The 16,456-nt window shown below is 48.3% G+C and carries 15 protein-coding genes; 8 read left to right on the forward strand and 7 right to left on the reverse strand.

Translation table 11 applies throughout. From position 1 onward, the window contains the following. Positions 1-115: 115 nt before the first annotated feature. The gene (locus AC506A_RS06580) at positions 116-1,660 is read right to left on the reverse strand and encodes a DUF4153 domain-containing protein (RefSeq protein ID WP_495460171.1); all 1,545 of its coding nucleotides are present in this window, start codon (positions 1,658-1,660) and stop codon (positions 116-118) included. A 138-nt stretch (positions 1,661-1,798) separates the two neighbouring features. Here AC506A_RS06580 and AC506A_RS06585 point away from each other — a divergent pair, with 138 nt between their 5' ends. Further along, positions 1,799-3,631, forward strand: coding sequence for an ABC transporter substrate-binding protein (locus tag AC506A_RS06585; RefSeq protein ID WP_495460172.1), 1,833 nt, complete (start codon positions 1,799-1,801; stop codon positions 3,629-3,631). A gap of 91 nt (positions 3,632-3,722) precedes the next feature. On the opposite strand, the gene AC506A_RS06590 is transcribed toward AC506A_RS06585, so the two are convergent. From AC506A_RS06590 to AC506A_RS06610, 5 genes are all read right to left on the reverse strand, one after another. Continuing rightward, complete coding sequence (locus AC506A_RS06590) at positions 3,723-5,279, reverse strand: ABC-F family ATP-binding cassette domain-containing protein (RefSeq protein ID WP_495460173.1); 1,557 nt, start codon at positions 5,277-5,279, stop codon at positions 3,723-3,725. 141 nt (positions 5,280-5,420) lie between these two features. Next, a complete protein-coding gene (locus AC506A_RS06595) occupies positions 5,421-6,545 on the reverse strand; it encodes a Ger(x)C family spore germination protein (protein ID WP_495460980.1) in 1,125 nt (374 codons plus the stop codon). Continuing rightward, the gene (locus tag AC506A_RS06600) at positions 6,542-7,645 is read right to left on the reverse strand and encodes a GerAB/ArcD/ProY family transporter (RefSeq protein WP_495460174.1); all 1,104 of its coding nucleotides are present in this window, start codon (positions 7,643-7,645) and stop codon (positions 6,542-6,544) included. Before AC506A_RS06600 ends, AC506A_RS06595 begins: the two co-directional genes overlap by 4 nt. Positions 7,646-7,650: 5 nt before the next feature. After that, positions 7,651-9,165 carry a spore germination protein gene (locus AC506A_RS06605; protein WP_495460175.1) on the reverse strand — a complete coding sequence of 505 codons (1,515 nt, stop codon included), beginning with the start codon at positions 9,163-9,165 and terminating at the stop codon, positions 7,651-7,653. A gap of 203 nt (positions 9,166-9,368) precedes the next feature. After that, positions 9,369-10,457: a threonine aldolase family protein gene (locus tag AC506A_RS06610; RefSeq protein WP_495460176.1), complete on the reverse strand. Its 1,089-nt coding sequence runs from the start codon at positions 10,455-10,457 to the stop codon at positions 9,369-9,371. Positions 10,458-10,636: 179 nt separating this feature from the next. On the opposite strand from AC506A_RS06610, the gene AC506A_RS06615 reads away from it, so the two are divergent. The 4 genes from AC506A_RS06615 to AC506A_RS06630 all read left to right on the forward strand — a co-directional run bounded on the left by AC506A_RS06615 (position 10,637) and on the right by AC506A_RS06630 (position 13,475). Continuing rightward, positions 10,637-10,924, forward strand: coding sequence for a hypothetical protein (locus AC506A_RS06615; protein WP_090975602.1), 288 nt, complete (start codon positions 10,637-10,639; stop codon positions 10,922-10,924). A 146-nt stretch (positions 10,925-11,070) separates the two neighbouring features. After that, entirely contained in the window at positions 11,071-11,685 is a 615-nt protein-coding gene (locus AC506A_RS06620; protein WP_495460177.1) for a thymidine kinase, read from the forward strand. A gap of 119 nt (positions 11,686-11,804) precedes the next feature. Beyond that, complete coding sequence (locus AC506A_RS06625; protein WP_495460178.1) at positions 11,805-13,268, forward strand: MDR family MFS transporter; 1,464 nt, start codon at positions 11,805-11,807, stop codon at positions 13,266-13,268. A gap of 84 nt (positions 13,269-13,352) precedes the next feature. Then, positions 13,353-13,475 carry a hypothetical protein gene (locus AC506A_RS06630; protein WP_495460179.1) on the forward strand — a complete coding sequence of 41 codons (123 nt, stop codon included), beginning with the start codon at positions 13,353-13,355 and terminating at the stop codon, positions 13,473-13,475. Between the two features lie 73 nt (positions 13,476-13,548). Here the strand turns inward: AC506A_RS06630 and pyrH are convergent, their stop codons facing one another. Then, positions 13,549-14,286 carry a UMP kinase gene (gene pyrH, locus AC506A_RS06635; protein WP_495460180.1) on the reverse strand — a complete coding sequence of 246 codons (738 nt, stop codon included), beginning with the start codon at positions 14,284-14,286 and terminating at the stop codon, positions 13,549-13,551. A 365-nt stretch (positions 14,287-14,651) separates the two neighbouring features. On the opposite strand from pyrH, the gene AC506A_RS06640 reads away from it, so the two are divergent. Genes AC506A_RS06640 through AC506A_RS06650 form a run of 3 tightly spaced genes read left to right on the forward strand, consistent with a single transcriptional unit; the run spans position 14,652 to position 16,456 of the window. Beyond that, on the forward strand, positions 14,652-15,677 hold the full coding sequence (locus AC506A_RS06640) for a potassium channel family protein (RefSeq protein WP_495460181.1): 1,026 nt from the start codon (positions 14,652-14,654) through the stop codon (positions 15,675-15,677). Beyond that, entirely contained in the window at positions 15,677-16,153 is a 477-nt protein-coding gene (locus tag AC506A_RS06645; RefSeq protein WP_495460182.1) for a hypothetical protein, read from the forward strand. Before AC506A_RS06640 ends, AC506A_RS06645 begins: the two co-directional genes overlap by 1 nt. Beyond that, the gene (locus tag AC506A_RS06650; RefSeq protein ID WP_495460183.1) at positions 16,154-16,456 is read left to right on the forward strand and encodes a hypothetical protein; all 303 of its coding nucleotides are present in this window, start codon (positions 16,154-16,156) and stop codon (positions 16,454-16,456) included. It begins immediately after the preceding gene.

Genomic DNA, 16,456 nt, shown 5'->3' on the forward strand with positions numbered 1-16,456 from the left:
CGAATGACTTAAATATATGCTGAACGACTGACTTTGTAAACCATAATTTTCTCCATTTCAAAATAAAAAAAGCCCGCGACTCACGCGGACTTCTCACCGATATACGATACAAACCCTATTGCTCCCTCAATACTCTTGCCACTGACAGGTTCCAAGAAGGCCAACCGCCACTTTGATTGGCAGCATCCAGCATACTCTTCTTCACAATTTTCAGTTCTTCAGCAAGCACAGGTTCTTCTCTCTGCAGCTTTACCAATGTAGGAAACGCATCCGTCGATAGCGAGCCAAGGTACCCAATATCGATCTTGCCTGTATCCTGATAACGAACCATATTCTGCTGAGCAATAATCGTATCTATATTCACATAATTGATGATGATATATGCTGCAACAGCAAGCCCTATGTAAGCCTTCGCTAATGAGAAATGCTCACTCCATATCCGCATGAAGGATACGACTAGAATGAGTCCGAGAAACAGCATAAAGCCTTGAACCAGTATTCTTGTTTGTGTATAACCGTACGCAGATTCGTAGAGTGACAGCCTGCTGTACGCCGATATCAGCATCACGACCGTACAACCGACAAGCATGCTGAGGGAGAGCTTTCGCACCCACTCGGCCGCCGTCCCCTCTCTACGGATGAAATGAAGGCCGCTTAGAAGCAGGACGAGATTAATCAGTGCAACTACAACTAATTGCGCGAAGCCCTGCCTCGCGTACTCGGCATAAGCAACACCATCCGGCAGCAAGCCATTCGCAGCCCCGAACAGATAAGAGAATTGAATCGCTGCAAAAATTAGATAAACGATGTTAAAGCTGATCAGCAGTGTTCCGGCAGTAAGCGCATCGAGTGTAAGCGGCGCTTGTTGTCTAGCAGCAACAGCTGCTGCGGCTGAGAGAGCTTGAGGGGAGGCAGCATCACTGCTATCCCTCCATTGGTCATCGGTTCTGCGGAATAACAACGACCATAAGTAACTGAACGAGAAGACTGTAATGACTACCGCAAGTGCTGTTCTGGTGAACAAGGTACGGATCGAGAAATCGCCGAACATCACAGGCAGTCGATTTAACAAATCCATAAATATACGATCTGCCGATGCCAGCAGCAAGATAACTACGATCAGAAGCGGAGATGCGAGAAGTAACCCGAGCAAGATCCGGCGAACTTTACCGCCGCCGGTATTCCCCCCGCTATTTTGCTGTGGAGAAATACGATTCGCAAGCAGGCCAAATGGGACTGCGAAGTAGGAAAACGGCTTAATCAAACTCAAATACAGCACATCCTGATAGAATGCGGTCCGAAACCAAGGTTTTGTACTGCTTCTGGAGAGCAATACGGTTTGGGCCGCGACAAGTGCTGGTAATACAACGATATTGAGCACGCGAAACAACTCATTATTAAAAAGCATATAGCTTAACGACAGAAGCGCGACCGGCAGACACAGCAGCCAACCTGATTTCGATTGGCCGCGCCACTGATCGAACCCGCCGATTCTCCCTTTAATGGCATAGAAGAACAAACCATAGAACGCGCAGGTAAACAGTGCTACTGAAATACCCAAGCGATTACCAACGAATAAATATTGACTGAAAACGCCAAATCCTAACGACCAAAGCGCCATTTTCTCATATCGCCTTTGCCATGGTGCTGGATCTCTCAATGGTTTCACTCCCGACATGTATACTGCATTAGCAACGATTGTGCTTTTCTCCTATTTATTGTAGCCTATAAAATAAGAAGAAAAAGTGTAAGATTTATTCGATAAATTTCATATTTTAGGTCGGGAGACGTGTTCGCGATGAAAATGAGGCAGCATTACATCGCTCTTCGGAGCGCTCTGCCACAGCTGCAGGAGCATGAACCGTACGAGGTCACGACGCAGGAACTGGCGGAAGCACTGGATTGCACGCATCGCAATATGGTCCTCCTGCTGCAGCGCATGCAGCGTGAAGGCTGGCTCAGCTGGGAACCTCGTCGCGGGCGCGGCAATCGCTCTATCTTGCACTTTCTGGCAAGGAAAGAAGAAATCGTGCTGCTGGAAGCGCAAGAAATCGCGCAGAAGCAAGACTTACAGATAGCGATATCTTATTTGCAAACGATGGACAGTGAAGGCTCGCGCGGACTGCGTGAGCAGTTTCAGCAGTGGCTGTCGAAGCGGTTCGGCTTCCATTCCGAGGTACTAGGTGAGCGTCGCTTGGACATCTTGCGATTCCCGCTGCCGCAAACCATCCATTCCTTGGACCCTGCCTCCATCCATTATTCCGGTGAAGCGCATCTGGTTAATCAGCTCTACGACGGGCTTGTCCGCATGAGTCCCTCAGGTGATACGATACTTCCGCATCTTGCTCATACTTGGGATGTTGATACGACGCGTAGTTGTTGGACCTTCTACCTCCGCAAAGGGGTCCTCTTCCATCATGGTCGAGAGATGGTCGCTGCCGATGTCGTATTTACTTTCGAGCGTCTGAAGGCTCTTGCGCCGCGAGGATTATATAACTGGGTGTACATGGGCATCATCTCCATCGAACTGCTGGACGAACGCACCGTTCAGTTTAAACTTGAGCAGCGCAATGAAGCGTTTCTCCCTTTCTTGGCTACGAATCGAGCGTCGATCGTTCCAGCCCCGGAAGCTACGCCATCGTCGAAAGCGATAAAAAGTGTTTCCGACCAAATCTCATACGCAGAACTCGGACTGCAGCCAATTGGTACAGGCCCGTTTCGTCTTGTCGACCGGGACCATGGTGTCCTGGTGCTGGAAGCCTTTCCCGGATATTTTCAAGGACGCGGCTTTCTGGACCGAGTTGAGGTATGGACGCAACCGCTGGAGCAAAAGCTGGACGGACAAGCAGAGCAGCCGGCCTTTCAGGTTATGCACAACGTACGATTATCCGAAACCACAACGGAGCAATGGCAGCAGGTTCGCCAATCCGGTACGACCTGCAAGTTTCTGACTGTTAACGAGCTGCGTGATGGCCCGCTTGCAAATGCCGCTATGCGAGAAGCGTTCGATCTTGCACTTAATCGCGCAGAAATCATTGAACGTCTCCTCGGAGACGTTATCGAACCTGCTGACAGCTTCTGGCCCCAGCATACGAGCGAACGGCCACACGCAGCAGAATCAACCAACGCGGAGCAGCATCTTGCGGAGGCTGGTTACATGGGAGAGCCGATCGTTCTTGCGACCATCCCGCAATATGAAGCCGATGCGCTGCTCGTGCAGCAGGTTTGCGCACTTGTCGGCATTACACTTGTGATCAAGTTCATTCCTGCTGAACAATTCAATGGCGAAGACCGCTTGCATGCGGATCTGCTTCTGTTTGCCGTCATGCTGGACGAGCATCGTGAGCTGCGCCTCATCGATTTGTTCAAGAGCATGCAGCTTCACATGCGTCCTGAAATGCAGACGATTCTTGAGCAACAGCTGTCTGACTTGCTGTCCGAGTCCGATGCCAAGCGCAGAGAGGAGCGTTTCGGGCAGATCGAGCAGCAGCTGACAGCTGCGCACAGCCTCATGTTCCTCTATCGCAAACATCTCAAAACCGCCTTCCATCCTTCGATCCGCGGGATATCGCTGGAATCGCTCGGCTGGGTGCATTTCCGCGACCTTTGGTTCACCAAACTACCGGAATAATAAAGAGTCATTACGAACAAATAAGCCGCTCCTAGCAGCCATTTCATGACTGTTCGGAGCGGCTTTTCACTTCCCTCTATTCTAACACCGTTTAGAATACCTTCGTCGTCCACGATTCGCAATTCCACGTCTCGGTTACGACATCGCGGTAAAATTCAGGTTCATGGGAAATAAGCAGAATGCTGCCTTTATAGGCTTTCAGCGCACGTTTGAGCTCTTCCTTCGCGTCTACGTCCAAGTGGTTCGTAGGCTCATCGAGCACAAGCAGGTTCGTCTCGCGGTTGATCAGCTTGCACAGACGCACTTTTGCCTTCTCGCCGCCGCTTAATACCGCGATTTTGCTCTCGATATGCTTTGTAGTCAATCCGCATTTCGCCAGCGCGGCACGTACCTCGAATTGATTGAGCGAAGGGAACTCGTTCCAAATTTCATCGATACATGTATTGTAATTAGCGTCTTTCGCTTCTTGCTCAAAGTACCCAATCGACAAGATTTCGCCGCGCTGAACCGTACCGGAAATCGCTGGAATTTCGCCAAGGATACTGCGCAGCAGCGTTGTCTTACCAATGCCGTTTGCCCCGACCAGCGCAATCTTCTGACCGCGTTCCATAAGTAGATCAAGCGGTCTGGAGAGCGGCGCGTCGTATCCGATGACAAGATTCTTCGCTTCGAAGATCAGCTTGCTTGAAGCTCTGGCATCCTTGAAGTTAAATTGCGGTTTCGGCTTCTCCTTCGCCAGTTCAATAACGTCCATCTTATCCAGCTTCTTCTGTCTGGACATTGCCATGTTACGCGTTGCGACACTTGCTTTATTCCGTGCGACGAAATCCTTCAATTCCGAAATTTCTTGCTGTTGGCGCTTAAACGCGGATTCCAGCTGTTGTTTCTTCATCTCATGCACTTGCTGGAAATGCGAATAGTCGCCGACATAACGGTTCAGCTCTTGATTTTCCATGTGATAGATCAAGTTGATTACGCTATCCAAGAATGGAATATCATGCGAGATGAGGATGAAGGCATTCTCATACTCCTGCAGGTAACGCTTCAGCCACTCGATATGCTGTTCGTCGAGATAGTTCGTCGGCTCATCCAATAGCAGGATATCCGGCTTCTCCAGAAGCAACTTAGAGAGAAGTACTTTCGTACGCTGACCGCCGCTTAGATCGTTTACGTCTTTGTCCAGACCGATATCCGTCAGACCAAGGCCACGTGCAGTTTCTTCAATCTTGGCATCGATCATGTAGAAATCCTGATTCGTGAGGGTGTCTTGAATCGTCCCGACATCCTCAAGCATTTGGTCCAGCTCTTCCGGCGTGACATCGCCCATTCTTCCGTACATGTCGTTCATTTCTTGTTCCATGTCGAACAAGTATTGGAAAGCACCCTTGAGCACGTCACGGATCGTCATGCCTTTGTTCAGTACCGCATGCTGGTCGAGATAGCCAACGCGCATCCGCTTGGACCATTCGACTTTCCCGTCATCGGGCTGCAGTTTGCCGGTAATGATGTTCATGAAAGTGGATTTACCTTCGCCGTTCGCGCCGATAAGTCCGATATGCTCTCCCTTAAGCAAGCGGAAAGATACATCGTTGAAGATCGCACGGTCTCCGAAACCGTGGCTCAGTCGTTCTACGTTTAATATACTCATGAATGACACCTTTTCTGTTAGACTTTTTTCTCGTTATATTATAGCGTTAGACGGCTTACAACTCAATCATTTCACGCAAATACCCAAGCAGGTTATGGCCGCGTCGCCATCGCAGCCTTCCCGCCTGGGCATCCTCTTCAACTAATTGATTTCTCCATGATCTTTAATGGTTGTATCGACATGAATGTTAACCTCTGCTCTTGCGAAAGCGTCGCCCCAGTCGTTCTGCACTTTTTTCCAATTCGCGTATTGAAAAGCTCTTGCATTTAGCCCAAGTCCGATCGGATCCAATTTATGCTTTTGGATTTTCGTCACCAATTTCTTCATTTCCAGTTCCATCTGCTTATTGATCATCAATTCTAGATCTCTCGAGTGCTTCTCTGCATTTAAACGAAACATCTGTTCTGTCAGATGAATAGGCAGCTTTAATCGGATATCGAAACGAAAATGATTGTCCGTATAAGAAACCTTCACTTTCCGCATTACTTCCGTAATATAAAAGCTAATCGCTCTTGTCTCGAAAATCGACTTCTTATGCTTTACATCAGGCAAAATAAGCGTCACTGTTAAATCCGCAAATTTCTCATCCTGTAAAACCTGAAGCAGTTCATTCTCCATAAGATCGAGCGATCCTTGAAAGATCCCTTTGTCGTCCAGCAGCGCCGTTCCAGTTACGACTACCTCTTTAGGCGTTTTGTGCAGCTCAGTCATATAGGGTGTGACCCCCTTCTCAAAGACAAGCCGAACATAATCAAAGAGAGTCGTCATTTCAACGAGATTACGCATGTGCGCGGTATCGACAAGTTTGGCAATATGGAGCGGGAGCCTGCGCTTGTCTTCCGGTGTAAAGAACATAACCTCCTCCACCGGTCCATCCACCGCAATTAATCTTGCATTGATTCTGGATTTGGAATCACGAAAGAAAACATCGAGCAGATTCATCCATCCCTCGTGCTGGAGCACCTTTTTACCGATCAGAATATTCTGCAGTTTCCCATTACTTACGAGAGCAGATACGCGGGCTTCCAGCTCGCCTCTAGCCTGACGGCTGGTGATCGCTTTTACTTTTACCGTCTCATTCTTCTTCTTCGCTTCCTTGCTGAAGACGGGTGAAGAGGAGAAAAGCAGGAGATTGTTGTCCTTGTCTAAATCGATGCCAATCATGAGTACGAGCGTAATATTCTCCAGATCAACGCGATCTTTACAACTAGTTAACAAGACTGTCAGCATGAGGAACAGTAATGTAATGCGATAGAACCGGCTCATTTTTGCCACCGCGGGAAACTCGTCATCACAGACAGAACTGCCCATAATCCAAGCGGGAAGAGATACACCATGACCATCCCAAAATAAGTGAAATAATGGATCGCCTTCGTACTGGCATTCCAGCCCGGTTCCCAGATGTAGGTAATCACTACCATCCCGGTAAGAAGAATGATAATATGCTTACTCACTTTGCCGATATGAAACAGCCGTTTCGTACAGTACATCGCCATATAAAGCGCAGGAATCCAAGTTTTGGATATCACGAGCAAGTAACAAGTCAACATCACGATATCAAATCGCTCCAGAAAGCGGTATTCGATGACTTTAACAACGGTAAGCATCGTATCGTTAAATAATTGAATTTCATCGGGACTATAAACAATGAAGCAAAGGATCGTCACGTACAAATAAACAAGTAAGGTTAACGTGTTCGCGATCAAGACACCCATTATGGCTTTCTTCTTATTCTCCAGATGCGGGTAGATAAAGAACGTTGCCTCAAATCCCATGAAAGAAATGATGGTCGTATTCACGGTCCGCAGCACCGGTATCCATCCTTCTTTAAGAACAGGAAGCAGATTAAGCCAATGCGCATCGTTTAACAGACTTAATAAGACGAGCGGCATCCATAAGGAACACATGACCACAATCTCCGCATATCTGCCTATAGTACGAACGCCGCCTTTCACGATCATATAGGCAGGGACGACAAAGAGAAGCATTAATACATAATCTTGCGACTGCTGCATGATCCAGCTGCGAATCAGCAGCACCATACGATCAAGAATCAAATAGGCAAATATACACATGTAAACGCCAAAAACGAGTGACATTACATGCGCGATAAATCTGCCAAAATAGTGCGTGATCAGATCGATGATCGTCCCATTCGGATACTTCTTCATAATCTGAACGATCAAGATGCTGGCGATTAGCGACACGGCATACCCGATCAATAAGGCGATCCAGCCATCCGTTCCTCCGGTCAATGCAAGGTCGCGAGGCATCGATATGACACCTATGCCAAGCTGCATGCTGTGGATAATCAGAATAAACTGCAGCAGCGTTATGGAGTTTGCTTTGCTAGCTTTCAAGCTCAATCCATTCATTCCTCATCACCTTCAAGACGGTTTAACCCCATTCTGTTCTTCTGCAGGGATCGCACGCTCGTCGGACGCTTCAGCATATTCCATAAGGGAAGCCGAATAAATACATCCTTCCAATCCCCAAACCGCAGCGGAGCTATAGGCGCTGTATACGGTTCACCAAGTGATTTCAAGGTGATCAAATGTGCGACAAGCACCATAAATGCAGCAATGATGCCGATCAAGCCGAATATCGATGCGATGATCATAACAGGAAATCGGATGAGCCTAATGGATGCAGCCATATCGAAATTCGGCAGAATAAACGAAGCAACTGCGGTCGACGAAACGACGACAACCATCAAATTACTGACGATCCCTGCTTGAACGGCTGCTTGTCCGATTACGATACCGCCGACAATCCCTACCGTTTGACCAACCGGAGCGGGCAGACGAACACCTGCTTCTCGCAGCATCTCGAGCATAAGCTCCATCAAAAGCGCTTCAATGAAAGGCGGAAACGGTACTGCGGCTCTGAACTGACCGATGGATAGGATCAGGTCAAGCGGGATCACCTCATGATTAAATGAAATGCAGGCAATGTAGATCCCCGGCAGGAAAGCAGCAATGAAACAAGCAAAGAATCGCAATAAACGCAGAAACGTGGCAACCGGCCACCGTGTACTGTAATCGTCAATGCCTTGAAAGAATGCGGCGATGCTGGCAGGAGCAATTAATACACTTGATGAACGGTCGACGACAACGCATATGCGCCCCTGTAAGATTTGGGAGGCAGCGGTATCCGGGCGCTCGGTCGTTATAAATTGCGGTAGCAGCGAGAACGGATTGTCTTCGATATACTCCGCCAATTCGCCTGTATTGAGTATACAATCGACATTTAATGCAGTTAATCGTTTCTCCATCTCCTGAATTAGATCCGGATGGGTGACATCCTCCAGATACAGCAGCGAGACTTTGCTGGGTACTCTCGCACCAATGTACATTTCTTTAATCTTAAGCTCTCGGCTGCTTATGTACCGGCGAATAAGCGCGATGTTAAGTCCTGCAGTTTCTATAAATCCTTGATGAGCTCCTTTAAGAGAAGCTTCGATTTGAGAATCCGTAATCGCTCGCTGCGGCCAGCCCTGCGTGTCAAAGGCATACGCCTGCTGTTGACCATCCATGATAAAGACGCTCTGACCCTCTAGAACCGATAGCTCGACATGCTTTAGAGTGGTCAGTGTGCGTATATCGCCAAGCGTGACGGGAAGTACCGGAAGAACGCCTTTTCCGCTCATCCCATTGCTTATTTCAACGGATTCAAACATCAATTGATTCAACACGTTATTGTTGATTGAGTTCTTATCCGCCAGTCCAGACAAGTAGACAAGTACAGCCTGGCTCCCTGTCTGTTTATAGTAAAACGAACGAATAACAAGGTCGGGCGCTTTGCTGAAAATCGCGCTGATCGAATCGACATTCACCTTCAAGCTGGCATGCAGCTGACTGCGTTCAGGTGTGTGGTCTTCTTTCATTGGTTTGTAGGATCGAATATGGTTACGATTAAGAAATTTGAATAATCGAAGGAAAAATTCCACAGCACACCTCATCGTTCTCTTCTGACTTCATCGCATTTCATATTTTGCCATACCCTGTCAGCAATTATTCCACGATACCCAATAACAAAGACAGGCTGCCCTATAAGGACAACCTGTCTTCATACACACAACTATGATCGTTATACGACGATATCTTTCAGCTTCTGTTGAAGTAAGGCAAAGGCTTCTTTCAACTGCGACGCAGGAATCTTGCTATAACGGTCACCGAGACTGACTTCGTAGGAGCAAGCTGATTCATTAACGACATTAATATAACGCGTTAGTCCAATTCCCGTCTCCTTGTAGAGCGCTAAGAAGATCGGTTCTAATTTGTCTTTAGAGATCGCTGCGTGAACATGGAACATATTCGACACCGGTAATTGCGGATTCGTCCTCAGCCCTTCACATTCGTTATACAGTTTCGCCAATTCAACTGCTGATTCGTGATATTGCCCCATCTTCCCCACTCGCTGCTCGAAATAATAATCGCTGCTTACGATATAGGGATACAGGCTGATAAGATCGCCGCCATGTCGTCTCTTCCATATTTTGGACTGCTCGGTGAAAGCCTCTCCGCCGGCTAAGATCGCCCCTGCTATGCCGCCGATGCCTTTATAGAACGATACATATACGCTATCAAATAATGCGCAGACTTCCGCTGCCGATTTGCCGTAGTACGGTAAAATTTCGAATAATCTTGCCCCGTCCAAATGCAGCTTAATTCCACGTTCACGGCAATGTGCCGCTATGGCTTTAAGCTCTTCGAAGGATGGCAGCTGGCCGCCGATCTCTCGCTGCGGAAGCTCGAGAAGCAAACAAGAAATGTCTTCTTTCATGCTCACTACATCTTCCAGTGTAATCAACCGCTCTTTGTCCGCGAGCAGAATCGGTTCCAGATGATGCAGCTCCTTCAGCCCATCCTTCTCGTGAATTTCCAAATGGCATAACGGATGATAGGCCACCTTCTTGCTGCCTAGCTCATCACTCCATATGCGAAGCGCAATCTGCTGAGCCATCGTTCCGCTCGGGAAGAACACCGCGGTATCTTTGCCGAGAAAGTCGGCCATTTTACGTTGAAAATCCTCGATCAGCTTCCCGTTTCCGTATACGTCGCTCTCCGCACTCCCGTCCATTTCGCGAAACGCATCCAGTAAAATCTGTACCGTATACTTGCTGTGCCCGGTAACCGGGTATGATGTTTGATTGAATTCATCTAGCAACGCTGTCATCGTGGTCTTCCATCTCCTTCTGGTGCTATCGCCATATTGTACTCGTTAGGGCGGTATTACTTCAAGCTTTCCGAACATTGCTCGCCCCAAAAATGAGCGTTGCCCCAGTACGCATATCGTCCATGCTTCATATGATAACGTATGCAAGAACTCTTCTTTCTTTAGGGGAGGTGATTCTAATGACATTTGCACTCACAGACTGGATGCTCTACTCGATGTGGGCAGTACTCGGATTCATGGGCCTGAACTTCTTAATGGATATGTTCAAAATGATGAAGTCAGGCACATTTTCCACCGATTTTGTACTTGGGTATCTCAAAGACATGGTTTACTTTGTATTACCATTATTCATGTTTGCGAACATGCAGTCTCTCGATCACTGGGGCTGGATGATGTTGACCGCTTACTACGTCGGTGCATTCGGAGTTGTATTCAAGTATCTGATGGACCTCAAAGGAAAAATGTAAATCCTACACCTGTAGCTCCATTGCCCGCATTTCTTGCAGGCTGCCGGCACCGCCCGGCAGCCTGTTTCGTTTTGCAAAACAGGCTTGTCACTTTCATTTAAATATGTTAAATAAGTAAAGGACGATATTGCTTAGGAGAGATTCAGATGGCGCAGCTCTATTACAAATATGGCACGATGAATAGTGGGAAATCGTTTGAAATCATTAAAGTTGCCCACAACTACGAGGAGCAAGGCAAACAAGTCCTCATTTATTCCCCCTCTTTCAGTGCAAGAGACGGAGCTGAGCTGGTCGGCTCAAGAGTCGGCTTCGAGCGAGCCGCCATTCCGGTCGACGAACATACGAACCTGTATGAAAGCGTCAAATCGCATTTATCTACATCATCCGGTCCGAACAAAATTTATTGTGTACTCATCGATGAAGCTCAGTTTCTGAAGAAGCACCATATCCTAGAGCTCACGCAGGTAGTTGATGAGCTGAACATCCCGGTTATGGCATTCGGCCTGAAGAATGACTTCCAGAATCAACTGTTCGAAGGCAGTTACAACCTGCTCGTGCAGGCCGATAAGATCGAAGAAATCAAAACGATCTGCTGGTTCTGCGATCGTAAAGCAACGATGGTGATCCGCTTTCGCGATGGGCAGCCCGTTAATGCAGGCGCGCAAATCCAGATCGGCGGCAATGAAGATTATAAACCGGTTTGCAGGCGCTGTTATAATCAAGCGTTTCGCGATGTAGAGCCGGAAGCCGAAACCGAATAAGAAGGCGCAGAGAGGCGATTTTCGCTTCTCTTTTGTTTTTTTCAGAACCTTTTTGACAACCTGTGAACGGGAAAGTAAAGTGGTAAAAGTAGGTTGGAAATTTAATCAAGGAGGCTGCCATGAGCGCTGCGCGAACGGAATCACCTGTAATACCTTTTACCTCTATGCGACAACTTGTAGGGCCTTTGCTGGCCATTATTGTCGGCATCTTCATGGTTATTCTTGACAGCACCGCTGTCAATGTAGCTATTCCTGTTCTTGTTAAAGATTTTGACAGCACATTAAGTGTCGTGCAGTGGACCGTTACCGGTTACGCGCTGGCTCAAGCAGCCGTTATCCCGCTAGCCGGCTGGATGACAGATCGATTCGGCTCGAAGCAAATCTTCATCATTTCACTCATTCTATTTACAATCGGATCGGTGTTGTGCGCACTGGCTACGACAGCAGAACAGCTCATTATGTACCGCGTTCTGCAAGGGCTCGGCGGCGGTATGGTGCTTCCAATCGCATTTGCGATGACGTATCAGCTCAGCCCTCCCGAGAAAGCAGGTTCGATCATGGGGCTAATGGGAATGCCTATTCTGCTGGCACCTGCACTAGGTCCAATCGTAGCTGGATATCTAGTCGATTATGTCGCTTGGGAATGGATCTTCTTCATCAACGTTCCGATCGGCATCCTCGGCGTCATCCTATGTGTCACGCTGCTGCCGAAGCTGCCGAAGAAGTCGTTCACTTCGCTTGATATGTGGGGCATTATACTCGGACCCCTTGCTTTTGCTGGCTTATCTTACGGACTTAGCGAAGGCTCCACAAGCTGGACGTCAGACAAGACGATCATCGGTCTGGTCGTTGGTTCCGTATCGCTTATTCTCTTTATCATCGTTGAACTCAAACGCAAGAAAGAACCGCTGCTGGAGCTTCGTGTATTCCGCTCGCCATTGTTTACACGCGGAATTATCGTCCAGTGGGTTCTGCAGTTTGTAATGTTCGGGATTATCTTCACCGTGCCTTATTTCATGCAAGAGCTCATGGGAATGAGCGCGTTCCATGCCGGCATGTGGACATTGCCTCAAGCGCTTGCCGCCGGGCTATTTATGCCGATCGGAGGGCGCTTATACGACAAAATCGGCGCTCGACCGCTTGTTGTCACCGGCTTGTCGATTGTTGCTGTAGGCGCATTCCTCATCTCACGTATTGACCCAACCGACAGTGCAGTCATGTTCCTTGTGCCCCGTGCTATGCTTGGAATGGGAATGGGCTTGTCCTTCCTGGCGCTGAACACCCATCTCATTCAATCTGCGCCAAGCAATTTGGTCAGCAGAGTCACGTCACTTACAAGTGCTGCACAGCAAGTCGTTACATCGTTTGCAGTCGCAGGATTAACGACATTAATCGTCAGCCGTACAACGCATCACGTTGCTGAGGGAGAGAAACCAATGCCTGATGCGATGGCACATGGGTTCCATGATACTTACTTAGCACTTGCCGGGCTAGCTATATTCGGTCTGCTGCTCGCTGTTACATTGAAGCGTCCTCAAGCAAGCGGTACTCATGCTCCTGCTCACGCTGTAGATATAGGGTAATCCAGGGCACGCTGCAGTTTGCGTCGCGGTGCATGATTTCAGCTCCCTCCGCTCATCTTATGGATGACGGAGGTGAGCATTACCATGACAGGTCGAAACAGCAAACCGAAGAATAAAGGTCCGGCATCCCATCCGGGGCGCTTGGATCAATACGGCGAGAAGCTCTCGGAAGAGAGCGACAACAAGTCCAAAGGTAACAGCTGCTGAGTCATTGAATGAGAGAAGGCTGTCTCCATCGTGCAACTACGCACGTTAGAGACAGCCTTATTTGTTCTTATCCTCAAGCAAAGCTCATGATGGATTGACTATTAATGGAGGTACCGATCGCTTCACCATCACATATGGCAGCCATCGAGCCGGGCTCATCGAAATTGAAGACATGGATTGGGAGCTTGTAATCGCGCGCCAGCAAGAATGCGGACTGATCCATCACCCGTAAGTCATGCTTGATGACATCATTATAGTGAAGAGATCGGAATTTCCTTGCGTCGCTATTCTTCTTCGGATCTGCCTCGTATACGCCATCCACCCCTTGCTTCGCTACAAACAGCGCATCGCAATTCACTTCAATGGCCCGCTGAACAGAGGGATAATCCGTAGTGACATACGGTTGGCCATTTCCACCCGCGAAGATTACGATATATCCTTTCTCCAAATGATGTATCGCTCGCAGCCGGATGTAGGGCTCAGCAACAGAAGTGAGCGGAATGGCTGTCATCACACGCACTTCGTTGCTGATTTTCGCCTTCAACACGCCTCTTAGCATCAAACTGTTCACAACCGTTGCAAGCGTGCCGATATTATCGGCTTCCGCGCGCTCAATTCCCCAGCTCTCCGCCATATTGCCTCTAAAGATATTGCCTCCGCCAATAACTAAGGATACCTCAACACCTTTGCTCACCACCGACAAGATCTCACCTGCGATATGCTCCAGTCTGCCTGGATCAAACCCAAACTCGCTGCTGCCAGCAACAGCACCGCCGCTTAACTTGATAAGTACCCTCTTGTATGTGCTCATTACAATCCTCCTCAGGCAAAAATAAAACACTAAAGCAATTGCCTTAGTGTTTACGGATCACATATGAAATTGAAATGGATGCTGAAGTTTCACGTTTACCTAGTTGTCGGATTAACATGCGTTCCTTCGCCTCCATTCCGTTACTATGCTTGATTATATAGGAAAACACCCCCTGCAAACAATAAATATTTACGCTCATGTAGACTGCAAACGACCTACTTTCGAACTGTATCCTTCTCTTGATTTTTCAATTAATTGACACCTATGGATACGGTTCTCGTATGAACTGAAATAGTGTACTATTGTAAAGGGCTTCGCGGGTTACAGTGCACTGCGATGCTTATTCGAGAAGGAGGCTCCACTTCATGCCACTGTTTCTGCACACGCTGTCTTTGAAGCTGCTAAGGCTTAAAAACTCGGCTGTAGCCATTCTCTTCCTAGCCTTCCTGCTGATCCTCTCCACTTTAGCGTACTGGCTGGAGCCTGAGACATTCGAAACTTGGTTCAACGCCTTCTACTGGGTGATGACCACGATGGCTACGGTGGGCTACGGCGATTATTTTGCGCACACGATCGCTGGCAAAGTGCTTACCATTTTCATTTATGTGTTTGGCATCGGCTTACTTAGTTTGATTATCGGCAAAATCATTGATTCGGTCTCACAGTATCATCGACAAAGGAGAGCTGGTAAGTTGACCTATTCCGGTAAACAGCATGTCATCTTTATCAATTGGAGCAAGAAAGCCAGATACGCAGTGGAAGAACTGTTATCGATTTCTCCTTCTTCTCATATCGTAATAATCGATGCTATCGATCAACATCCCTATGAGCATCACAATGTGCATTTTGTCAGCGGTGATCCCAGCTCCAGTGATATCCTGGAGAAAGCCGGCATCGCCAGCGCAAGAGCAGCCATCATCTTCGCCGATTATCGCATCGATGAATCTTCACTTGTCGACGGCAAATCGCTGTTGATCGCCTCCAGCATCGAAAGCATTGCCCCGCAGGTGCACACGACAGTGGAGATCATGCTGGAGAAGCACATCCACAATTTCAAACATGTCAAAGTGAATGAATTCGTACTCTCTCATGATGCCGTGGCCAGGCTCGCGGTTCGTTCAGCCCTGAATGATGGCAGCGTTGAAATCTTCACCCAGCTGCTGAGTCGTCAACATGGCGCTGATGTGTTCCCGGTATCCGTCTCACCGGAGTGGAGGACGTACGAGGATGCCTTCCTCTCGCTATTGAAACAAGGCGCGACATTGATTTCAGATCGCGGAGACATGTCCATCAACACGAAGTTGAACGCTCCTATTCCAGCGGACGCCAAGCTCTTCGTCGTCTGTGATGCCGAAGTCTATCAGACTATAGCCAAGGGAGTGCGCGCTTAATGCATACGATTAGTTATCAGGAATGGGATGAGTCCACTCAGCGAGTAGTACGAACGCTCAAACAATACTCGGTGGATACGGATGAGCTATTCGTCCGCAAGCTCGTCAACGCAACCGTCATCCAGAACAGGCTGCTCCATCACAGCTCACATGAGTCCGAGGATAGCGGTGTCCATCTTATCTATGCAGCCTCTTTCAAAGATAGTGACCTTGATTACTTCGGAGCGGACATTAAGCCTGCACTGCTTGAGCGATGCGACCGATCCGTGTTTCTGGAAACCGAGTTCCTCTATTGGAACGGAAGCAAGTTCGAATTAGGCGAACAGCTGGTGCGATCGCAAGGGTCACAAGATATTGCCAGATTGCTCCTAGATCATTACTTGGTGAAGCAAACGCGCACGTTCGAGTCTATATACTCCGTACTCGATGATGATCGCAACAAAGTCCTATTGTACTTGAAGGAGGTACACGTTTAGATGAAAGACGATATGAAGTCCGCCAAGGTGTTGAAATTCGCGCTATTGCTCGCCGTGCCAGTCGCATTAAGCGGATGTAACACCAGCTCCAGCTACAACTGCGATCCGAACTACGAGGATTGTGATGATGGGTATTCCAGCGGTACTGGCGGTACTTACTACTCCAGCGGCGGTTCTAGGACTAAGAGTCCGACTTACAACGCTAACGGTTCAAGCAGCAGCTCCGGTGTCGTGAAAGGCTCTAACAGCAGCTCGGGCTCATTCAAAGGATTTGGCAGCAGCGGCAGCAGCAGTGGAGGATAA

The organism is Paenibacillus sp. N22P23 (assembly GCF_059383735.1).